We start from the raw sequence: 16,963 nt of genomic DNA, 5'->3' as shown, positions 1-16,963 counted from the left end.
ACCTTGATGGCGGCGTATTGGCGGCATCTTGTCTTTTTTCGGAGCCGTAATGACAGGTCGCCCCACTTCCTCCGTTCCTTCATTGCGGGTGAATACCCCAGAGAATAAACGCCTTTTGATCGTTCTGCTGCTGGCAGGCGCAATGCTGGTGGCGCCTTGGGCGCTTGATTGGCCTGACCGGGTCGCGCGCGGAATGCTCGCCGTTTCGCTGACTCTGGTGGCGGTGGCGCTTCTGATGGTGCTGCAATCCAGGGTGCGACTGAATGCCCGGGCGATGGCGACGGATCTTCTGACCGGTTTCATCGAAAAGGACGCCACGCCCACCTTCGTTACCGATGTGGACGGCAGCATTCACGCCTGCAACGAGGCCGCCGTGAAGCGGTTTTCCGAAGGCAAACAGGAAACGCTTGCCGGCACATTGCGCTCGGTTCTGGCCAATCCGACTGCAGTACTGTTCCGCCTGCAAAGCCAGGCGGCAAAAAGCGGTGCTGCGCGTGAGGATATCGTCACCCGGCGGGGTCATGTCCGTCTCGCGGTGCACCAGATGCAGGGCGGCAGCTTTTTGTGGCGGGTTGAGGATATTGCCGAACGCAGCGGCGGCAGCGGGCGCGGTGCCGAGGCGGTGCCAATCCCGATGATCACCGTGGGCCGGTCCGGCGCGGTTTTGTTCATGAACGAGGCCGCCCGCAAACTGATCGGCGAACGGGTCAAATCCACCGAGCGCTTGTTCACAGCACTGCCGGTCAATCCCGGCCAGCTCAATACCATCATGACCCAATCCGGGCCGGTGGACGTCTTGGTGACGGAGCTGAACCGCACCCAGGGCCGCAGCGAGCTTTACCTGATGGAGGTGGACACCTCCGGGCTCAGCGCTTCCAGCTCCGGGTTCGAAAGCCTGCCCGTGCCCTTCCTGAAAGTTGCGCCCAGCGGCGATATCCTGTCTCTCAACAAGATGGCCCAGCGTCTGCTGGCGGTGGAGCCGCGCGACGATCTGAAACTCGGTCAGCTGATGGAGGGACTGGGGCGCCCGATGTCCGATTGGCTGCGCGATACGGCCGCAGGGCTGGCCTCTAACAAGTCCGAATTCCTGCGGCTATCGCGCCGTGACCGCGAGGTTTTCGTACAGGTGACCCTGACCCGCACCTTCGAAGAGGGCGCGCCGGTGTTGATCGCGGTGCTGAACGACGCGACCGAGCTGAAGACGCTTGAGGCGCAATTCGTGCAAAGCCAGAAAATGCAGGCCATCGGCCAGCTTGCCGGCGGCGTTGCGCATGACTTCAATAACCTGCTGACCGCCATTTCTGGCCATTGTGACCTGCTGTTGCTGCGCCACGATCAGGGCGATCAGGACTATGGTGATCTGATCCAGATTCATGAAAACGCCAACCGGGCGGCCTCCCTTGTCAGTCAGCTTCTGGCGTTTTCGCGCAAGCAGACCCTGCAGCCCGAAATCCTTGACGTGCGCGACACGCTGTCGGACCTGACGCATCTGCTGAATCGTCTGGTCGGGGAGAAGGTGACTCTGACGCTCAGCCATGATCCGGTGATGCGCTCGATCCGGGCGGACAAACGCCAGCTGGAACAGGTGCTGATGAACCTTGTGGTGAACGCCCGCGATGCGATGCCCAATGGCGGTGAAATCCGCGTTGAGACCGAAGCGGTTACGCTGACGGCACCGCTGGAACGCGACCGGGCCAAGGTGCCTGCGGGCGATTGGGTCACCATTCGGGTGTCAGACGAAGGTGTCGGGATCGATCCGGACAAGATGCAGAAGGTGTTCGAGCCCTTCTACACCACCAAGCGCACGGGCGAAGGCACCGGTCTGGGCCTGTCGACCGCCTATGGCATCATCAAACAGACCGGTGGCTATATCTTCATCGACTCGGTCAAGGATCACGGCACCCGCTTCACCCTGTTTTTCCCGGTGCACAAGCAAGACGCCGTGGAACATGCCCCAGTCGAGGCACCCGTCGAGGAAACCGCCGCGCCGCAGCATGGCGAGGGTGTGGTATTGCTGGTCGAGGATGAGGCGCCGGTGCGCGCCTTTGCATCGCGCGCGCTGCGAATGCGCGGCTATACGGTGCTGGAGGCAGAATCCGCCGAAGACGCGCTGCGCACGCTGGAGGATCCGGGACTGAGCGTCGATGTCTTTGTCACGGACGTTGTGATGCCGGGCATGGATGGCCCCAGCTGGGTACGCGAGGCACTGAAAGAACGCCCCGATACCCGTGTTGTCTTCGTTTCCGGCTATGCAGAGGGCGCCTTCGGCGAAACTGACCCGGATGTGCCGAACTCGGTGTTCCTGCCCAAACCCTTCTCGCTGAGCCAGCTGACCGAAACGGTACACGCCCAACTTCACTGACGCTGCACAGGCACTGCCTGCTTTCGGCAGCCAGTATTTTTCTGACGAAAGGCGTCGGCGTTAGTCGCCGATGCTGTCGTAGAGTTCGAAATCCGCCGCACGCTTACGCCGCAGGATGGCTTCGACCTTGGGATCTAGTGCCAGATCCATGGCGGGGCTGACGTTCTGGCGGTCGGTTGCGATCTTCATATCAAGCCGTTCCTCCAGAAAGGCTGTGAGCGCGGACTGGTCTTCATATCTGAACAGATGCGTCACTGCGCAGCCATTACGCTGTGGCTCCAGGAACTTAGCCTGACTTCCCACATCGGCAAATTTCGGCACATCGCCTTTGCAATAGGCTCGGACGAAATCGTCGAAACTGATCCCTTTGGTCGAATTCGGGGACCCATCCAGAAACGGCCGTTGACGAAACCGGTACCAGCTGCCCAGCCAGCTGATCGGCTCACGCATCACGGCGGCCAGCTCCAGCTCAACACCGCAGACCCGTTCGAACATCGGCCGGAACCAGCGGTTATAGCGGAACACAGGGGCATGTTTCAGCTGCGGCGGATCGGAGACCACGAAATCAGCACGATCCCGCAGCGCAGCCTGATAGGCCGTAGTGCCGGTTTTCGGAACCGAAAGAAGAACCAGCCGTTCGTCATAAAATACAAGCATTGCCACGGGGCTCCGAAAGGACATCAATCTAAGACATACTATCAGATTGCACGTGTCACAATTCTTCCATTCAAAGGACAACAAAAGCGCCGCGAGAGCTTTGATGCGGTAGAGTGCAGTGCAATTCGCGTGGTCAGCTTAATACCTCGTGGAGGCCTTCGCTATTGAGGCAATGCTGCAAAGCACCTGATTTTCGGTCTGGAAAGCGGGAAGAGATGGTAAATTCTCCGCTCTGAAATAGCGCAAAGCGACATCGAACGTTGCGGAAGCGCGGCATTTTTGCCCATCATTCAGAATTCGAAGTCTCGCCGAATTCTGGCCATTTTTGTAAAATAGGCAGATGTCGTGGGAAAAGGCAGGTCTTATTAGTGCTCCTTGAAAGTTTGGCAGGTGTGTCCCGTTCTTGCGGGTTTTTCTTATCGGGGGCAGGGGCGTGAAACAGCGGCTTCTGGTGCTTGGCTGCGGCTTTGTGGCCGACCTTTATATGCGGTCCTTGGCGGTTATGCCGGGGATCGAGATCGCGGGCGTGTTTGATACCGACAAACAACGGCTCAAACACTTCTGCAGCTACTGGAACCTGCCGCTTGCACCAACGTTTGAAGCATTGTTGCAAAGCGCGCCGGGCGCGCTCGTTCTCAACCTGACAAATCCAGGATCCCACTTTGAAACCAGCCGCGCCTGTCTGGGTGCGGGCCACCCGGTATATTCCGAAAAACCCCTGGCGACGACCTTTCCTGAGGCCAAAGAACTGGTGGATCTTGCCATTAGCCGCGGCTTGCAGATCGCTTCGGCCCCTTGCTCGGTCCTGGGGGAAGCGGCGCAAACTCTTGGTCAGGCTCTTCGCAACAATACCGCAGGCACTCCGCGCGCTATCTATGCCGAGCTGGATGACGGCTTCATCACCCAGGCCGAATACCACAAATGGCAGACGGAGAGCGGCGCGCCTTGGCCTTATGAGGATGAATTCCGGGTTGGCTGTACGCTCGAACACGCAGGCTATTACCTGGCCTGGCTGATCAGCTGGTTCGGAGCGGTCCGCACGGTAGTTGCCGCCAGCGCCGAGGCTGTTCCGGGCAAGGAGGGGCACGGACCGCATGCACCGGATCTGTCGGTGGCGACCCTGTTTTTCGAGAACGGCCCGGTCACGCGACTGACCTGTTCCTTTGTTGCGCCGCACAACCACCAGATCCAGATCGTCGGCGACGCAGGCGTGCTGAGCTGCGATGAAGCCTGGGACAATGATGCGAAAATCCGGTTCGCACGGCGTATCAAACTAAGGCGGCGCCTGATGGAATCGCCGTTGAAGAAGCGGATCCGGCTCAAGCAGCCAACCCATCCCAAGGTTAGGAAATGGGGGGCTGCGGCGATGAATTTCATGCTTGGCCCCGACGAAATGCTATCCGCGCTTGCTGAAGGACGCCCGGGGCGGCTGTCCGGTGATTTCGCCCTGCACCTGACCGAAGTCACGCTGGCCATCCAGAACGCAGGCGAGTTCAGCGGAGCCCAGACCATGACAACCCGCTGCGATGCGATGGAGCCGATGCCATGGGCGCAGTGAACCGTATCCTGATCACCGGCGCGAGCGGCTTTGTCGGCTCCGCTGCCCTGCGCGCCGCCCGCGATCAGGGGATCGAGGTGATCGCGCTATACCGCGGCCTGCCGCACGCCGCGTGGGAGGATGATCTCGGCATCACTGCGGTAAAGCTGGATCTAACTGCGGCAGATGCCACCGAACAGCTGACCCCACTTGTCAGCGAGGCCGGTGCAATCATCCATGCCGCAGCGCATCTGGGTGATGATGCGGCGGCGCACGACCGTGTGACCTTGGGGGGGACGCAAGCTCTGCTTTCTGCGCTGGAAAACTGGCGCGGCACGTTCGTGCTTGTATCTTCCATTGCGGTCTACGATACGGCGGCGCTTGCCTCCGGTGACGCTCTGAACGAAACCTGCGCTCTCACAACCGCCCAGAAAGCCCGTGATGCCTATTCTAAGGCAAAGCTCACACAGGAAGCGCTGGTCCAAGAGGTTATGCCCGATGCCTGGCTGATCCGGCCCGGTGCGGTTTGGGGGGCCGGACGAACGTGGAACGCTTTACTGGGGTTCTGGGCATCAAAGGTTTTCGTGCAGATCGGCAAGGACGGCGCCTTGCCTTTGGTTCATGTTGATCACCTTGGCGAAACCCTGATCCGGGCGGCGCAAAAGGAACCAAAGGGAACGGTGTCGATCAATGTGGTGGACGATGATCTACCTGACCGGAGGCGGTTTGTGTCGGTGCACAAAACTCTGACTGGCTGGCCGAAGTTCGTCCTTCCCATCACCTATGACGTTTGGCTGAAGCTGGCGCGCCTGTTGCGGCCGATATCAGCGGGGCTGCCGGGGTTGTTTCAGGAACCGATTATTCGCGCACGGCTGATGCCGCTGCGCTATCCCAACGCGGCCTTGCGGGCCACATTGGGTGGCAAGGATCACGCCCCATTCGAAGAGATGATGGCACAGAGCATCGCAGGTGAGCCATGACATTGCCGAAGCTTGCCTATCTGACCGGAGAGTACCCGCGCGCTTCGGATACCTTTATCCAGCGTGAAGTCGCGGCGTTGCGGGCGCTGGGTCATGATGTCCTGACCTGCTCGATCCGCACCACGGGGGCCGAGCACCTAGTGGGTCCAGAGCAGCGCCAGGAGCATGCCTTGACCTTCAAGGTACTTGGCGCCTGTAAAAAGCCCCTGCGCCTGCTGCGCGCGCATCTGCGCTGGATGCGAAATCCCGGCCGTTATCTCGCTGCCTTGCGACTGGCCTGGAAAACGGCGCCCCGAGGGGTAAAGGGGCGCCTCTATAACCTGATCTACTTCCTTGAGGCGGGGGTCTTGGCGGATGAGCTGCGCCGACAGGAGGTCGATCACCTGCACAATCACATCGCCACTGCCGCTTGCACTGTGGCAATGCTGGCCTCGGAACTGTCGGGCATCCCCTACAGTTTCACGATCCACGGGCCGGACATCTTTTTCAATCCGAACCATTGGCGGATCGATGAAAAGGCCGCGCGGGCGCGCTTTGTTGCCTGCATCAGCGAATTCTGCCGATCACAGCTGATGTGTTTTGCCGATCAATCCCATTGGGCGCGCTTTCATATCATTCATTGCGGCATTGACCCGGGGCGCTACACTTCTGCGCCTCACAAGGGGGCAAACCTGCTCTTCGTCGGGCGGCTCGCGGCGGTCAAGGGTCTGCCAATTCTGCTTGATGCGTTGCGGGACCGCTCTGGCGACTGGAAACTGACGGTGATCGGAGACGGTCCGGATCGCGTCGCGCTTGAGGCGCAGGCACAGGGGCTAAATGTCGATTTTCTGGGTTACCGTTCGCAATCCGAAGTCGCAGAAGCGCTCTCGAGCACCGACGTCTTTGTCCTGCCCAGCTTTGCCGAAGGGGTGCCCGTGGTATTGATGGAGGCAATGGCCTCGGAGGTGCCGGTTGTTGCAACAAGGATTGCAGGAATACCGGAACTGGTGGATCACGCCACCAGCGGGCTGCTGGTACCGCCCGGCGATCCGCAAGAGCTGCGCGCGGCCCTGGACCATATGTTGGCGGACAGCAAGGCCCGGCAGGACATGGGGCTGGCGGGCCGTGCAAAGGTGTCCGACGATTTCAACATTCATACCGAAGCCGCCCGCCTGTCCCGCCTGTTTACCAGCTATGCAAGCGGCAGCCCCGTTCTGGAGAAGCGTCCATGACGCCGGTCGATATCGTTCTCATCGGGCGCAACGAGGGCGCGCGTCTGATTGCATGCCTCGACTCGGTCCAGGGGCAGGCTCGGCACATTGTCTATGTGGACAGCGGCTCAGACGATGACAGCCTTCACGAGGCTCGCAAGCGCAACGCCAAAGTGGTGGAGCTGGATATGTCGATCCCCTTCACCGCGGCGCGTGCGCGAAACGCGGGGTTTGACGCGCTGGAGGAGCCCGAGCTTGTCCTGTTCATCGATGGCGACTGTGTTCTGGTATCCGGGTTCGTAGAGGCCGCGCGCGATTATCTGAACGATCATCCCGAGGTCGGTATGGTAACCGGCTGGCGCTCCGAGATCCATCCGGAGGCCAGCCCCTATAACCTTTTCTGTGATTGGGAATGGCATCGTCCGCCGGGCGAAATCATGGCCTGCGGGGGCGATATGATGGTTCGTGCTGCGCTATGGCAGGCCGTGGGCGGTATGAACCCGCAAGTGATCGCTGCCGAAGACGATGAGATCTGCTGCCGTTTTCGCAAATCCGGCCATACCCTCTGGCGCATACCCAGTGACATGACACGTCATGATGCTGATATGCTGCGGTTTGGTCAGTGGTGGACGCGGGCGGTGCGCACCGGCCACGGCTTTGCGCAGGTGCATCATCTTCATCCTGACTATTTCACCACAGAATGCAGGCGCGCCTATGTTTACGCCCTTGCGCTACCGCTCTTCGCAATCACTGCGGCTGCGGCGTGGTGGCCGTTCAGCCTGCCCATTCTGGCGGTCTATGCGCTCAATTGGGCACGCTCAACGGCGGGATTGCGCGGGGATGGCATTCCGCTCACCAAGGCAAGATACCTTGGCTTTCTGCTGACCCTATCAAAATTTCCGAACCTGATCGGCATGGTGCAATTTCACCTGCGCCGCCTAACCGGGCGCGACATGCGCATCATCGAGTACAAGTAAAGGAACATTCCATGGCGAGCGAAACCCGCATAGGCCTGATTGGCGCCGGATATATTGCCACCTGGCATGCGGACGCCCTCAAGGCGACGCCGAATGTGCGGATCGCGGCAGTCTGCGATGTCAATGAAACCGCGGCCAAAGGGTTCGCAGGACGATATGGTGCGCAGGTCTTTACCTCTGTCGATGATCTGATCGCTTCTGGTAGCTGCGACGCCGTGCATATCCTGACCCCGCCGCATCTGCACCGGGCGCTGGCCATCAAGTGCCTTGAAGGCGGGCTCGATGTGTTGGTTGAAAAACCGGTTGCTGAATCAGCGGCCGAGACCCGCGAGATCGAGGCGGCAGCCACCAAAGCAGGCAAGCGGTTTTGCGCCGGGCACAACTTTCTGGGTCTTCCCTCCTATCAAAAGATGAAAAAGGACATGCGCGCTGGGGCCTACGGACGGGTGTCTGGCTGTGACATCAGTTGGGCGTTGCCGCTCGCACCGCTCCGCTCTGGGCCTTATAATCTTTGGCTTTTGCGCGAGCCAAAAAACCTCCTGCTTGAACTAGGGCCGCATCTTTTTGCCTTTGCGCATGATCTTTTTGGTCCTGTCGAGGTGCAGCATGCCGAGGCGGAATGGCCCGTCGCCTTGCCTGGAGAGGATATGCGCCCGCAGGGCTTCCGGATCCTTGCGCGGGCTGGCCTCGTGCAGATCACCTTTACCCTTGCCATGGTCGAAACAACCGACAACCGAAGCGTGACGCTCCGCGGATCCAGCGCGCGGGCGCGGCTGGACTATGCGCAGGACGTGCTTGTTGTTGAGCGGGAAAACACATCAGACTTGGTGGCCAACCCGCTGCGTAGACAACTGGACCTGTCCCGCCAGCACCTGTGGCAGGGGATAGGGAACGCGGCGGTTCAGACTGCGTCACTCAACACCAAAAACCCATACGGGCGCAGCTTTCTTGGCATGAATGCGGCCCTTTATGCAGCGGGTCCCGGCGCGGCGCATGCAAAGCCTTATGCTGGCGAAACCGCGGTTGAGGTCATGCAGGCGATCGACGATGCTATCGCTCTATTGCCCGAAAAGGTTTTGCGTGCCGCCGCACCTGCCGTTCAAACCAGAAAACCAAAGCCAAGCGTCATGGTGATCGGCGGAACCGGTTTCATCGGCCGAGCACTGACACGGCGCATTGTCGCCGACGGCCGCGATGTGCGGGTCCTGTCACGCAGCCGCTCTGGCCCGTTTCCTGATCTTCCCGACCAGGTGGAAACCGTGAGCGCCTCGCTACACGATCTGGAGGCATTGACCGCAGCAATGCAGGGGATCGAGGTGGTGTTCAATTTAGCAAAGGCGCTCGAAAACACATGGGAGGATTGCCTGATCAACGACGTGGGGGTTGCGACACGCATCGCCGAAGCCTGCCAAATGGCAGATGTCAAACGGTTGATCTACACTGGCACCATCGCAAGCTATGACATGTCGAACCCAGGACAAACCATCACCGAAGAGACGGGATTTGCAGAGGATCTGACCGACCGCAATCTCTATGCGCGGTCCAAGGCAGAATGCGAAAAGCAGCTGATGAAGCTCCACCGCGAGCGCGGGCTGCCTGTTACAATTGCCCGTCCCGGCATCGTCGTCGGGCCAGGCGGACCGCTCCAGCACTGGGGGATCGGTCGCTGGCACGGTGCCGGGGCGGTTCGCATTTGGGGGCACGGGCGCAATATCCTGCCCTTCGTCCTGAACGAAGATATTGCAGATGGACTTGTCCGGATGATGGATGCCCCGGTCGAAGGGCAGAGTTTCAATCTCATCGGTGAGCCGATGCTTTCCGCGCGTAACTATTTTGACGCCATCGAGACCGCGCTCGGCGCCAGAATCCGCGTGAACTCCGGCAACCTGTATGCATTCTACGCGTCGGATGCGGTCAAATATGCGCTCAAGAAATATGCTCTGCGCCGATCCGGCGTAATCCGACCCAGCCTCGCAGATTGGAAAAGCCGAGCACATTATTCGCCATTCAGCAATGAAAAGCCAAAACAGGTACTCGGCTGGAAACCGGAAACCGACCGTGCGGTGTTCGTTGAGAAAGCCATAGCCAATGCGAACTTGTTTGGGTTTTGATCCGAGGGGAAGGGGCCTCTGTTTCCCCCCGCCTTGCCTGAAGTCAGAATTATTTAGAAGCTCCCTGCAGTCTGTCCGCATCGTTTTAAAGACTGCATCTGATCCTTTGCCTTTGCCTGTGCCTGAGGGGGGCGGTTCTAGTGCGCGTGGCGGGCGCTTCCCTTTGCCAACTTCGTCTGGCCAGGGGCAGTCTCAGATCTAGACACAGCGGTTCCTCTGCCGGTTCTCTACGCCTTCTCGGAAGTTTTACTTGCAATGTTCCCGTTTTGATCTCATAAGGAACAAGAGGCGAACAAAGCAAGTGATTGCCGCAACCCCACGGGTATGACACATAGAAGGGGATTAGGGATTATGGCGGATCTGTTGACCATGAAAAACAAAGAGAGCGGTGACAAGCAAAAGGCGCTGGACAGCGCGCTTGCCCAGATTGAGCGGCAGTTCGGCAAGGGCTCGATCATGAAGCTGGGCGACGGCAAGGCGATCCAGGAGATCGAAGCCAGTTCGACCGGGTCTCTGGGGCTGGATATCGCGCTGGGGATCGGCGGCCTGCCAATGGGCCGAATTGTTGAGATTTATGGCCCGGAAAGCTCCGGTAAAACGACACTGACGCTGCATTGCGTGGCCGAACAGCAGAAAAAGGGCGGCGTCTGCGCCTTTGTCGATGCGGAACATGCGCTGGATCCCCAATACGCGGCCAAGCTGGGCGTCGATCTGGACGAGCTGCTGATTTCGCAACCCGATACCGGCGAACAGGCGCTGGAAATCACTGATACGCTGGTGCGGTCTGGTGCGGTCAACATGGTGATCGTGGATTCGGTGGCGGCACTGACACCCAAATCCGAACTTGAAGGCGACATGGGTGATTCCAGTGTTGGCGTGCAGGCCCGTCTGATGAGCCAGGCCATGCGCAAGCTGACCGGGTCCATCAGCCGCTCGAAATGCATGGTGATCTTCATCAACCAGATCCGCATGAAAATCGGCGTGATGTTCGGCTCGCCCGAAACGACAACTGGCGGTAACGCGCTGAAATTCTACTCTTCGGTCCGCCTTGATATCCGCCGCATCGGCTCGATCAAGGATCGGGATGAGGTTGTCGGCAACGCAACCCGCGTCAAGGTCGTCAAGAACAAGGTGGCGCCGCCTTTCAAACAGGTGGAATTCGACATCATGTATGGCGAAGGCATCTCCAAGATGGGTGAATTGCTCGATCTGGGTGTGGCCGCCGGTGTGGTCAACAAATCCGGCGCATGGTTCTCTTACGGAGATGAACGGATCGGGCAGGGCCGTGAAAACGCGAAACAGTTCCTGCGGGAACATGCGGAAATCGCCTATGATATCGAAGACAAGATCCGCGCGGCGCATGGGCTCGACTTTGACCGCCCCGACGGCGGCGGTGACGATGACATTCTGGAGGCCTGAGGGCGCCCGGATGTGATCCGATCCAATATGAAATGGGGCGCAACGCAGGTTGCGCCCTTTTTCGTTTCGGCGGGCAGTGGACAGGGCTGCGCTCTGGGGCTAAACCTGCCTGAAACCCTGACAAAGCCCGAAAAGGGATCCCGCATATGGCGACGCTGAACGACATCCGCTCCACCTTCCTGAACTACTTTGCCAAGCAAGGCCACGAAATCGTGGAATCCGGTCCGCTTGTGCCCCGCAACGATCCCACCCTGATGTTCACCAACTCGGGCATGGTCCAGTTCAAGAACCTTTTTACCGGGGTCGAGCATCGTGATTACAAACGTGCCACCACCGCGCAGAAATGTGTGCGTGCGGGCGGCAAGCACAACGACCTCGACAACGTTGGCTATACCGCGCGCCACCACACGTTCTTTGAAATGCTGGGCAACTTCTCCTTTGGGGACTACTTCAAGAAAGAGGCGATCCCCTTTGCCTGGGAGTTGATCACCAAGGAATTCGGTATCGACAAGAGCCGTCTGCTGACCACCGTCTATCATACCGACGACGAAGCCTTTGAAATCTGGAAAAAGGTCGGCGTGCCCGAGGACCGGATCATCCGCATCGATACGTCGGACAACTTCTGGCAAATGGGGCCGACCGGGCCCTGCGGTCCGTGTACCGAGATCTTCTACGATCACGGTGATCACATCTGGGGCGGCCCTCCGGGCAGCGCTGATGAAGATGGCGACCGTTTCATCGAGATCTGGAACGTCGTTTTCATGCAGAACGAACAGTTCGAAGACGGCTCGATGAAGGCGCTGGACATGCAGTCCATCGACACCGGCATGGGGCTTGAGCGTATCGGTGCGCTGCTGCAGGGTAGCCATGACAACTATGACACCGACTTGTTCAAGGCGCTGATCGAAGCCTCGGCCGATGTCACCAACGTTGATCCTTATGGCGATCAGAACGTGCACCACCGGGTGATCGCGGACCACCTGCGCTCTACCTCTTTCCTGATTGCTGATGGCGTGATGCCTTCCAACGATGGGCGCGGCTATGTGCTGCGCCGCATCATGCGCCGCGCCATGCGCCACGCGCACCTGCTGGGCGCCAAGGATCCGGTGATGCACCAACTGGTTCCGGCCCTGGTGCAGCAGATGGGCGCCGCCTATCCTGAACTGGGCCGCGCGCAGGCACTGATCCAGGAAACGCTGCACCTGGAGGAAAACCGTTTCAAACAGACGCTGGACCGCGGTCTGAAGCTGCTGGATGATGAACTGTCCGGACTGGACGAGGACGCACCCCTGCCGGGTGAGGCTGCTTTCAAGCTTTATGATACCTATGGCTTCCCGCTGGACCTGACACAGGACGCCCTGCGCGAAAAGGGGCGTGAAGTCGACACCGACGGCTTCGATACTGCCATGGCGGCGCAAAAGGCCAAGGCGCGTGCCGCATGGTCCGGCTCGGGCGAAAGTGCCGACAGCACCCTATGGTTCGATATTGCCGATGAACATGGCGCCACCGATTTCCTCGGCTATGAAACCGAAAGCGCCGAAGGCCAGATCCAGGCCATCGTCAAGGATGGCGAGATCGTGCGTGAGGCGGGTAAGGGCGACAGCGTTCAGCTTATCCTGAACCAGACGCCGTTCTATGCCGAATCCGGTGGTCAGGTCGGAGACAGCGGTGAAATCCGTCTCGAAGGTGGCGCCCTGCGCGTCACGGACACCAAGAAAGCTGCCGATGTCTTTATCCACTTCTGCGAAGTGACCGATGGGATCGTGACGGTCAATGCACCCGCGCAACTGGTAGTGGATCACACCCGCCGCAGCGCCATTCGTGCCAATCACTCCGCCACGCACCTGCTGCACGAGGCCCTGCGGGAGGCGCTTGGCGATCACGTGGCACAGCGCGGCTCGCTCAACGCTGAGGATCGTCTGCGCTTTGACTTCAGCCACGGGAAGGCGCTGAGCGCCGAGGAGCTGACCCAGGTTTCAAAAGACGTGAACACCTATATTCGCCAGAACACCCCGGTGGAGACCCGGATCATGACGCCGGATGATGCTCGTGCCCTGGGCGCGCAGGCGCTGTTTGGTGAGAAATACGGCGACGAGGTTCGTGTCGTCTCCATGGGGCGCGCAGCAACCGGCAAGGGTCACGACAAACAGACCTATTCCATCGAACTCTGCGGCGGGACACATGTGAAGCAGACCGGTGATATCGGTTCCTTCGTCATCCTTGGCGACAGCGCATCCTCGGCTGGCGTGCGACGCATCGAGGCGCTGACCGGCGCTGCAGCCTCTGAATATCTGGAGGCCGAGGCGGGCCGGATGGCGGATGTGGCAGCGATGCTCAAGGCACAGCCTTCCGATGTCATCGACCGCATCAAGGCGCTGATGGACGAGCGCAAGGCGCTGCAGAACGAGGTATCGCAGCTGAAACAGCAAGTCGCTATGGGTGGCGGTGCGTCCGGTAGTGTCGAGACCAAAGAGATCGGCGGCAAGACCTTCCTCGGTCAGGCGCTGGAAGGCGTGTCGGGTAAGGATCTGCGCGGGCTCATTGATGCGCATAAACAGAAACTCGGTTCTGGTGTGATCCTGCTGATCGCCAACGACGACGGTAAGGTCGCAGTCGCCGCCGGGGTTACCGATGATCTGACTGGTCAGGTGTCCGCGGTGGATGTGCTGAAGGCTGCTGTGCCTGCTGTTGGCGGTAAGGGCGGCGGTGGCCGTCCCGATATGGCGCAGGGCGGCGGCAAGGATTTTGCCGGGGCCGAAGCGGCCATTGCGGCTGCAGAAAAACTTTTGGAGGGATAATCATGGGCGCACTCTGGATTGCTCACGTCACGGTCACCGATGCGGAGGCCTATGGCAAATACGCTGAGCTGGCCGGCCCGGCGATTGCGAAACACGGCGGCAGCTTCATCGCCCGCGGCGGCAAGTTCGTACAGCTGGAAGGCAAGGAACGCCCGCGGAACGTGGTGGCGAAATTCCCTAGCGTCGAGGCCGCCGTCGACTGCTACAACAGCCCCGAATACCAGGAGGCGCTGAGCCACGCGCGCGACGCCTCTGAGCGTGAACTGATGGTGGTGGAAACCTCTGAATAATTGCGGTTTTCCGCGACCTGCCCGAAAAGGGCAGGGTGAGACAAAAAAGGAGCGCAGGTCATCCTGCGCTCCTTTTCTTTTGCCGGGATGCCACCAGCAATCAATAGGGATCGCGGGGTCGTCTATCGTCCGTCAGGCTGGAGGTATGGCAGGTCACCAGAAGCTCGATCGCATCGGCCAGGTGCTCTTCCTGAATGTTGTAATCTCCGCGGGCGACGCGGATCTTGTGGGCTTCGATCATTACATCCGCATGGGTGCAGCCGGTGGGCGGTTCAAACCTGTAGCAAGCCAGCTCGATCATCAGCCCCAGCGGATCCTTGAAGTAGATCGAATCCATGAAGCCGCGGTCCTTCGCGCCGGAGTGGCCGATGCCGCGGTCCTTCAGCCGTTTTTCAACTTGCGAGAACATGGCCCTGCTGACGTTGAACGCGATGTGATGCACGCAGCCGGGTTCCGTTGGGGTGCGGCGGCGGTCGGGCGTGCGGGTTTCATTGGTGAAGACGGTAATCAGCCGCCCATCACCGGGGTCGAAATAGAGGTGGCCTTCGTCCGGATTGTCCAGATTGGGCTGATCAAAGACGAAGGGCATGCCCAAGAGGCCTTCCCAGAAATCGATCGATGTCTGCCTGTCGGCGCCGGTCAGCGTGATGTGATGGACGCCCTGTACCTGAATTTTCTGCATTCGGGTCCTCCTGTAATTTTGGCGGACCCTATCATGAATGTGGCATAGAAAAAGGCCGCCCCGGGGGGCGGCCTCGTAAATGTGATCAGCCGTTAGACTTGGCCATCCGCTTGCGTTCATGCGGATCCAGATAGCGCTTGCGCAGGCGTACGTTGTTTGGCGTGACTTCGACCAGCTCGTCGTCATTGATATAGGCAATTGCCTCTTCCAGCGACAGCGTCATCGGGGTGGTAAGGCGCACTGCCTCATCCGTGCCAGAGGCGCGCACGTTGGTCAGTTTCTTGCCTTTCAGCGGGTTCACTTCCAGATCGTTGTCACGGGAGTGTTCGCCGATGATCATGCCAGTATAGACGTCGGCCTGGGCGCCGATCATCATCTTGCCGCGCTCTTCGAGGTTCCACAGGGCGTAGGCAACGGACTGGCCGTTCTCCATCGAGATCAGCACACCTGCACGACGGCCGGGAATGGGGCCTTTGTGCGGGGTCCAGCCGTGGAATACGCGGTTCAGAACACCGGTGCCGCGGGTGTCGGTGAGGAATTCACCGTGATAGCCGATCAGACCACGCGAAGGCACATGAGCGATAATCCGTGTCTTGCCAGCGCCTGCGGGCTTCATCTCGACGAGCTCACCCTTGCGGGCGCCGGTCAGTTTTTCGATCACCGCGCCGGAGTATTCGTCATCAACGTCGATGGTAGCCTCTTCGACGGGCTCCATCTTGACGCCGTTCTCTTCGCGCATGATCACCTGCGGGCGGGAGATCGACAGTTCGAACCCTTCACGGCGCATGTTTTCGATCAGAACGCCCATCTGCAGTTCGCCGCGGCCCGAAACTTCGAAAGCCTCGCCGCCGGGGGTGTCAGCGATCTTGATCGCGACGTTGGATTCGGCCTCTTTCATCAGGCGGTCACGGATAACGCGCGATTGGACCTTCTTGCCATCGCGACCCGCCAGCGGGCTGTCGTTGATGCCGAAGGTCACGGTGATGGTGGGTGGGTCGATGGGCTGGGCATCCAGGGGTTCGTCCACGGCCAGGGCGCAGATTGTATCGGCCACGGTCGCCTTGGCCATGCCGGCGATGGAGACGATGTCGCCCGCCTGGGCTTCTTCGATGTCCTGTTGAGCCAGACCGCGGAAGGCCTGGATACGGGTCACGCGGAACTGTTCGATCTTCTGGCCCATGCGGGTCAGCGCCTGAACGGTGGCCCCAACTTTCAGAGTGCCGGATTCGACACGGCCTGTCAGAAGGCGGCCCACAAAGGGGTCGCTGCCCAGCGTGGTGGCCAGCATGCGGAAATCTTCATCCTGACGCTTGATCTGTGCAGGCTCGGGCACGTGGTTGACGATCAGGTTGAACAGCGCGTGCAGGTCCTTGCGGGGACCATCCAGCTCTGCATCGGCCCAGCCATTGCGGCCCGAGGCGTACATATGCGGGAAGTCGAGCTGGTCTTCATTCGCGTCAAGCGAGGCGAAGAGATCGAAACATTCGTCCAGTGCGCGGTCCGGCTCGGCGTCGGGCTTGTCCACCTTGTTCAGCACTACGATCGGACGCAGGCCAAGCGCAAGCGCCTTGGAGGTCACAAACTTGGTCTGCGGCATCGGGCCTTCGGCGGCATCGACCAGCAGCACAACACCATCCACCATGGACAGGATCCGCTCGACCTCACCGCCGAAGTCGGCGTGACCGGGGGTGTCGACGATGTTGATCCGTGTGCCTTTCCATTCGACCGAAGTCGGTTTGGCAAAAATGGTAATGCCCCGCTCGCGCTCCAGATCGTTGCTGTCCATGGCGCGTTCCGCCACAGCCTGGTTTTCGCGAAAGGCGCCGGATTGTTTCAGCAGCTCGTCAACCAGGGTGGTTTTCCCGTGGTCCACGTGTGCAATGATCGCAATGTTGCGCAGGTCCATGACGTCAGCCTTTGTAAGGAAGTTGCGCCGCGCATAGCCCGATACCGGCCCGAA

12 protein-coding genes are annotated in these 16,963 nt (G+C 60.0%); 9 read left to right on the top strand and 3 right to left on the bottom strand.

Annotated features, from left to right (window positions below):
* Positions 1-49 precede the first annotated feature (49 nt).
* Positions 50-2,362: an ATP-binding protein gene (locus JL2886_RS01165; protein WP_065270341.1), complete on the top strand. Its 2,313-nt coding sequence runs from the start codon at positions 50-52 to the stop codon at positions 2,360-2,362.
* Between the two features lie 60 nt (positions 2,363-2,422).
* On the opposite strand, the gene JL2886_RS01160 is transcribed toward JL2886_RS01165, so the two are convergent.
* Entirely contained in the window at positions 2,423-3,019 is a 597-nt protein-coding gene (locus JL2886_RS01160) for a gamma-glutamyl kinase (RefSeq protein ID WP_065270340.1), read from the bottom strand.
* A 433-nt stretch (positions 3,020-3,452) separates the two neighbouring features.
* On the opposite strand from JL2886_RS01160, the gene JL2886_RS01155 reads away from it, so the two are divergent.
* From JL2886_RS01155 to JL2886_RS01120, 8 genes are all read left to right on the top strand, one after another.
* Positions 3,453-4,577, top strand: coding sequence for a Gfo/Idh/MocA family protein (locus JL2886_RS01155; RefSeq protein ID WP_082995959.1), 1,125 nt, complete (start codon positions 3,453-3,455; stop codon positions 4,575-4,577).
* The gene (locus JL2886_RS01150) at positions 4,565-5,536 is read left to right on the top strand and encodes an NAD-dependent epimerase/dehydratase family protein (protein WP_065270339.1); all 972 of its coding nucleotides are present in this window, start codon (positions 4,565-4,567) and stop codon (positions 5,534-5,536) included. Before JL2886_RS01155 ends, JL2886_RS01150 begins: the two co-directional genes overlap by 13 nt.
* Entirely contained in the window at positions 5,533-6,747 is a 1,215-nt protein-coding gene (locus JL2886_RS01145; RefSeq protein WP_065270338.1) for a glycosyltransferase family 4 protein, read from the top strand. Before JL2886_RS01150 ends, JL2886_RS01145 begins: the two co-directional genes overlap by 4 nt.
* Positions 6,744-7,703: a glycosyltransferase gene (locus JL2886_RS01140; RefSeq protein ID WP_065270337.1), complete on the top strand. Its 960-nt coding sequence runs from the start codon at positions 6,744-6,746 to the stop codon at positions 7,701-7,703. The genes JL2886_RS01145 and JL2886_RS01140 overlap by 4 nt, the downstream gene beginning before the upstream one ends.
* 11 nt (positions 7,704-7,714) lie before the next feature.
* Entirely contained in the window at positions 7,715-9,814 is a 2,100-nt protein-coding gene (locus JL2886_RS01135; protein WP_065270336.1) for an NAD-dependent epimerase/dehydratase family protein, read from the top strand.
* Between the two features lie 351 nt (positions 9,815-10,165).
* On the top strand, positions 10,166-11,233 hold the full coding sequence (recA, locus tag JL2886_RS01130; protein WP_065270335.1) for a recombinase RecA: 1,068 nt from the start codon (positions 10,166-10,168) through the stop codon (positions 11,231-11,233).
* 146 nt (positions 11,234-11,379) lie between these two features.
* Positions 11,380-14,031: an alanine--tRNA ligase gene (alaS, locus tag JL2886_RS01125; RefSeq protein ID WP_065270334.1), complete on the top strand. Its 2,652-nt coding sequence runs from the start codon at positions 11,380-11,382 to the stop codon at positions 14,029-14,031.
* A 2-nt stretch (positions 14,032-14,033) separates the two neighbouring features.
* The gene (locus tag JL2886_RS01120; protein WP_065270333.1) at positions 14,034-14,321 is read left to right on the top strand and encodes a DUF1330 domain-containing protein; all 288 of its coding nucleotides are present in this window, start codon (positions 14,034-14,036) and stop codon (positions 14,319-14,321) included.
* Positions 14,322-14,421: 100 nt separating this feature from the next.
* Here the strand turns inward: JL2886_RS01120 and JL2886_RS01115 are convergent, their stop codons facing one another.
* A complete protein-coding gene (locus JL2886_RS01115; RefSeq protein WP_065270332.1) occupies positions 14,422-15,003 on the bottom strand; it encodes a VOC family protein in 582 nt (193 codons plus the stop codon).
* A gap of 85 nt (positions 15,004-15,088) precedes the next feature.
* A complete protein-coding gene (typA, locus tag JL2886_RS01110) occupies positions 15,089-16,909 on the bottom strand; it encodes a translational GTPase TypA (protein ID WP_065270331.1) in 1,821 nt (606 codons plus the stop codon).
* Between the last annotated feature and the right edge of the window lie 54 nt (positions 16,910-16,963).

The sequence above is a fragment of the Phaeobacter gallaeciensis genome (assembly GCF_001678945.1).
Lineage (GTDB): Bacteria > Pseudomonadota > Alphaproteobacteria > Rhodobacterales > Rhodobacteraceae > Phycobacter > Phycobacter gallaeciensis_A.
Note: the sequence above shows the minus strand (reverse complement) of the source record. Positions and strands in the feature narration are given on the sequence as shown.

Excerpts from the sequence above, each read along its gene's own strand:
- JL2886_RS01115 (WP_065270332.1), bottom strand. The coding sequence starts at position 15,003 with ATGCAGAAAATTCAGGTACAGGGCGTCCATCACATCACGCTGACCGGC.
- recA (WP_065270335.1), top strand. The coding sequence starts at position 10,166 with ATGGCGGATCTGTTGACCATGAAAAACAAAGAGAGCGGTGACAAGCAA.
- JL2886_RS01120 (WP_065270333.1), top strand. The coding sequence starts at position 14,034 with ATGGGCGCACTCTGGATTGCTCACGTCACGGTCACCGATGCGGAGGCC.
- JL2886_RS01135 (WP_065270336.1), top strand. The coding sequence starts at position 7,715 with ATGGCGAGCGAAACCCGCATAGGCCTGATTGGCGCCGGATATATTGCC.
- JL2886_RS01165 (WP_065270341.1), top strand. The coding sequence starts at position 50 with ATGACAGGTCGCCCCACTTCCTCCGTTCCTTCATTGCGGGTGAATACC.
- JL2886_RS01160 (WP_065270340.1), bottom strand. The coding sequence starts at position 3,019 with ATGCTTGTATTTTATGACGAACGGCTGGTTCTTCTTTCGGTTCCGAAA.
- JL2886_RS01145 (WP_065270338.1), top strand. The coding sequence starts at position 5,533 with ATGACATTGCCGAAGCTTGCCTATCTGACCGGAGAGTACCCGCGCGCT.
- alaS (WP_065270334.1), top strand. The coding sequence starts at position 11,380 with ATGGCGACGCTGAACGACATCCGCTCCACCTTCCTGAACTACTTTGCC.
- JL2886_RS01140 (WP_065270337.1), top strand. The coding sequence starts at position 6,744 with ATGACGCCGGTCGATATCGTTCTCATCGGGCGCAACGAGGGCGCGCGT.
- JL2886_RS01150 (WP_065270339.1), top strand. The coding sequence starts at position 4,565 with ATGGGCGCAGTGAACCGTATCCTGATCACCGGCGCGAGCGGCTTTGTC.
- typA (WP_065270331.1), bottom strand. The coding sequence starts at position 16,909 with ATGGACCTGCGCAACATTGCGATCATTGCACACGTGGACCACGGGAAA.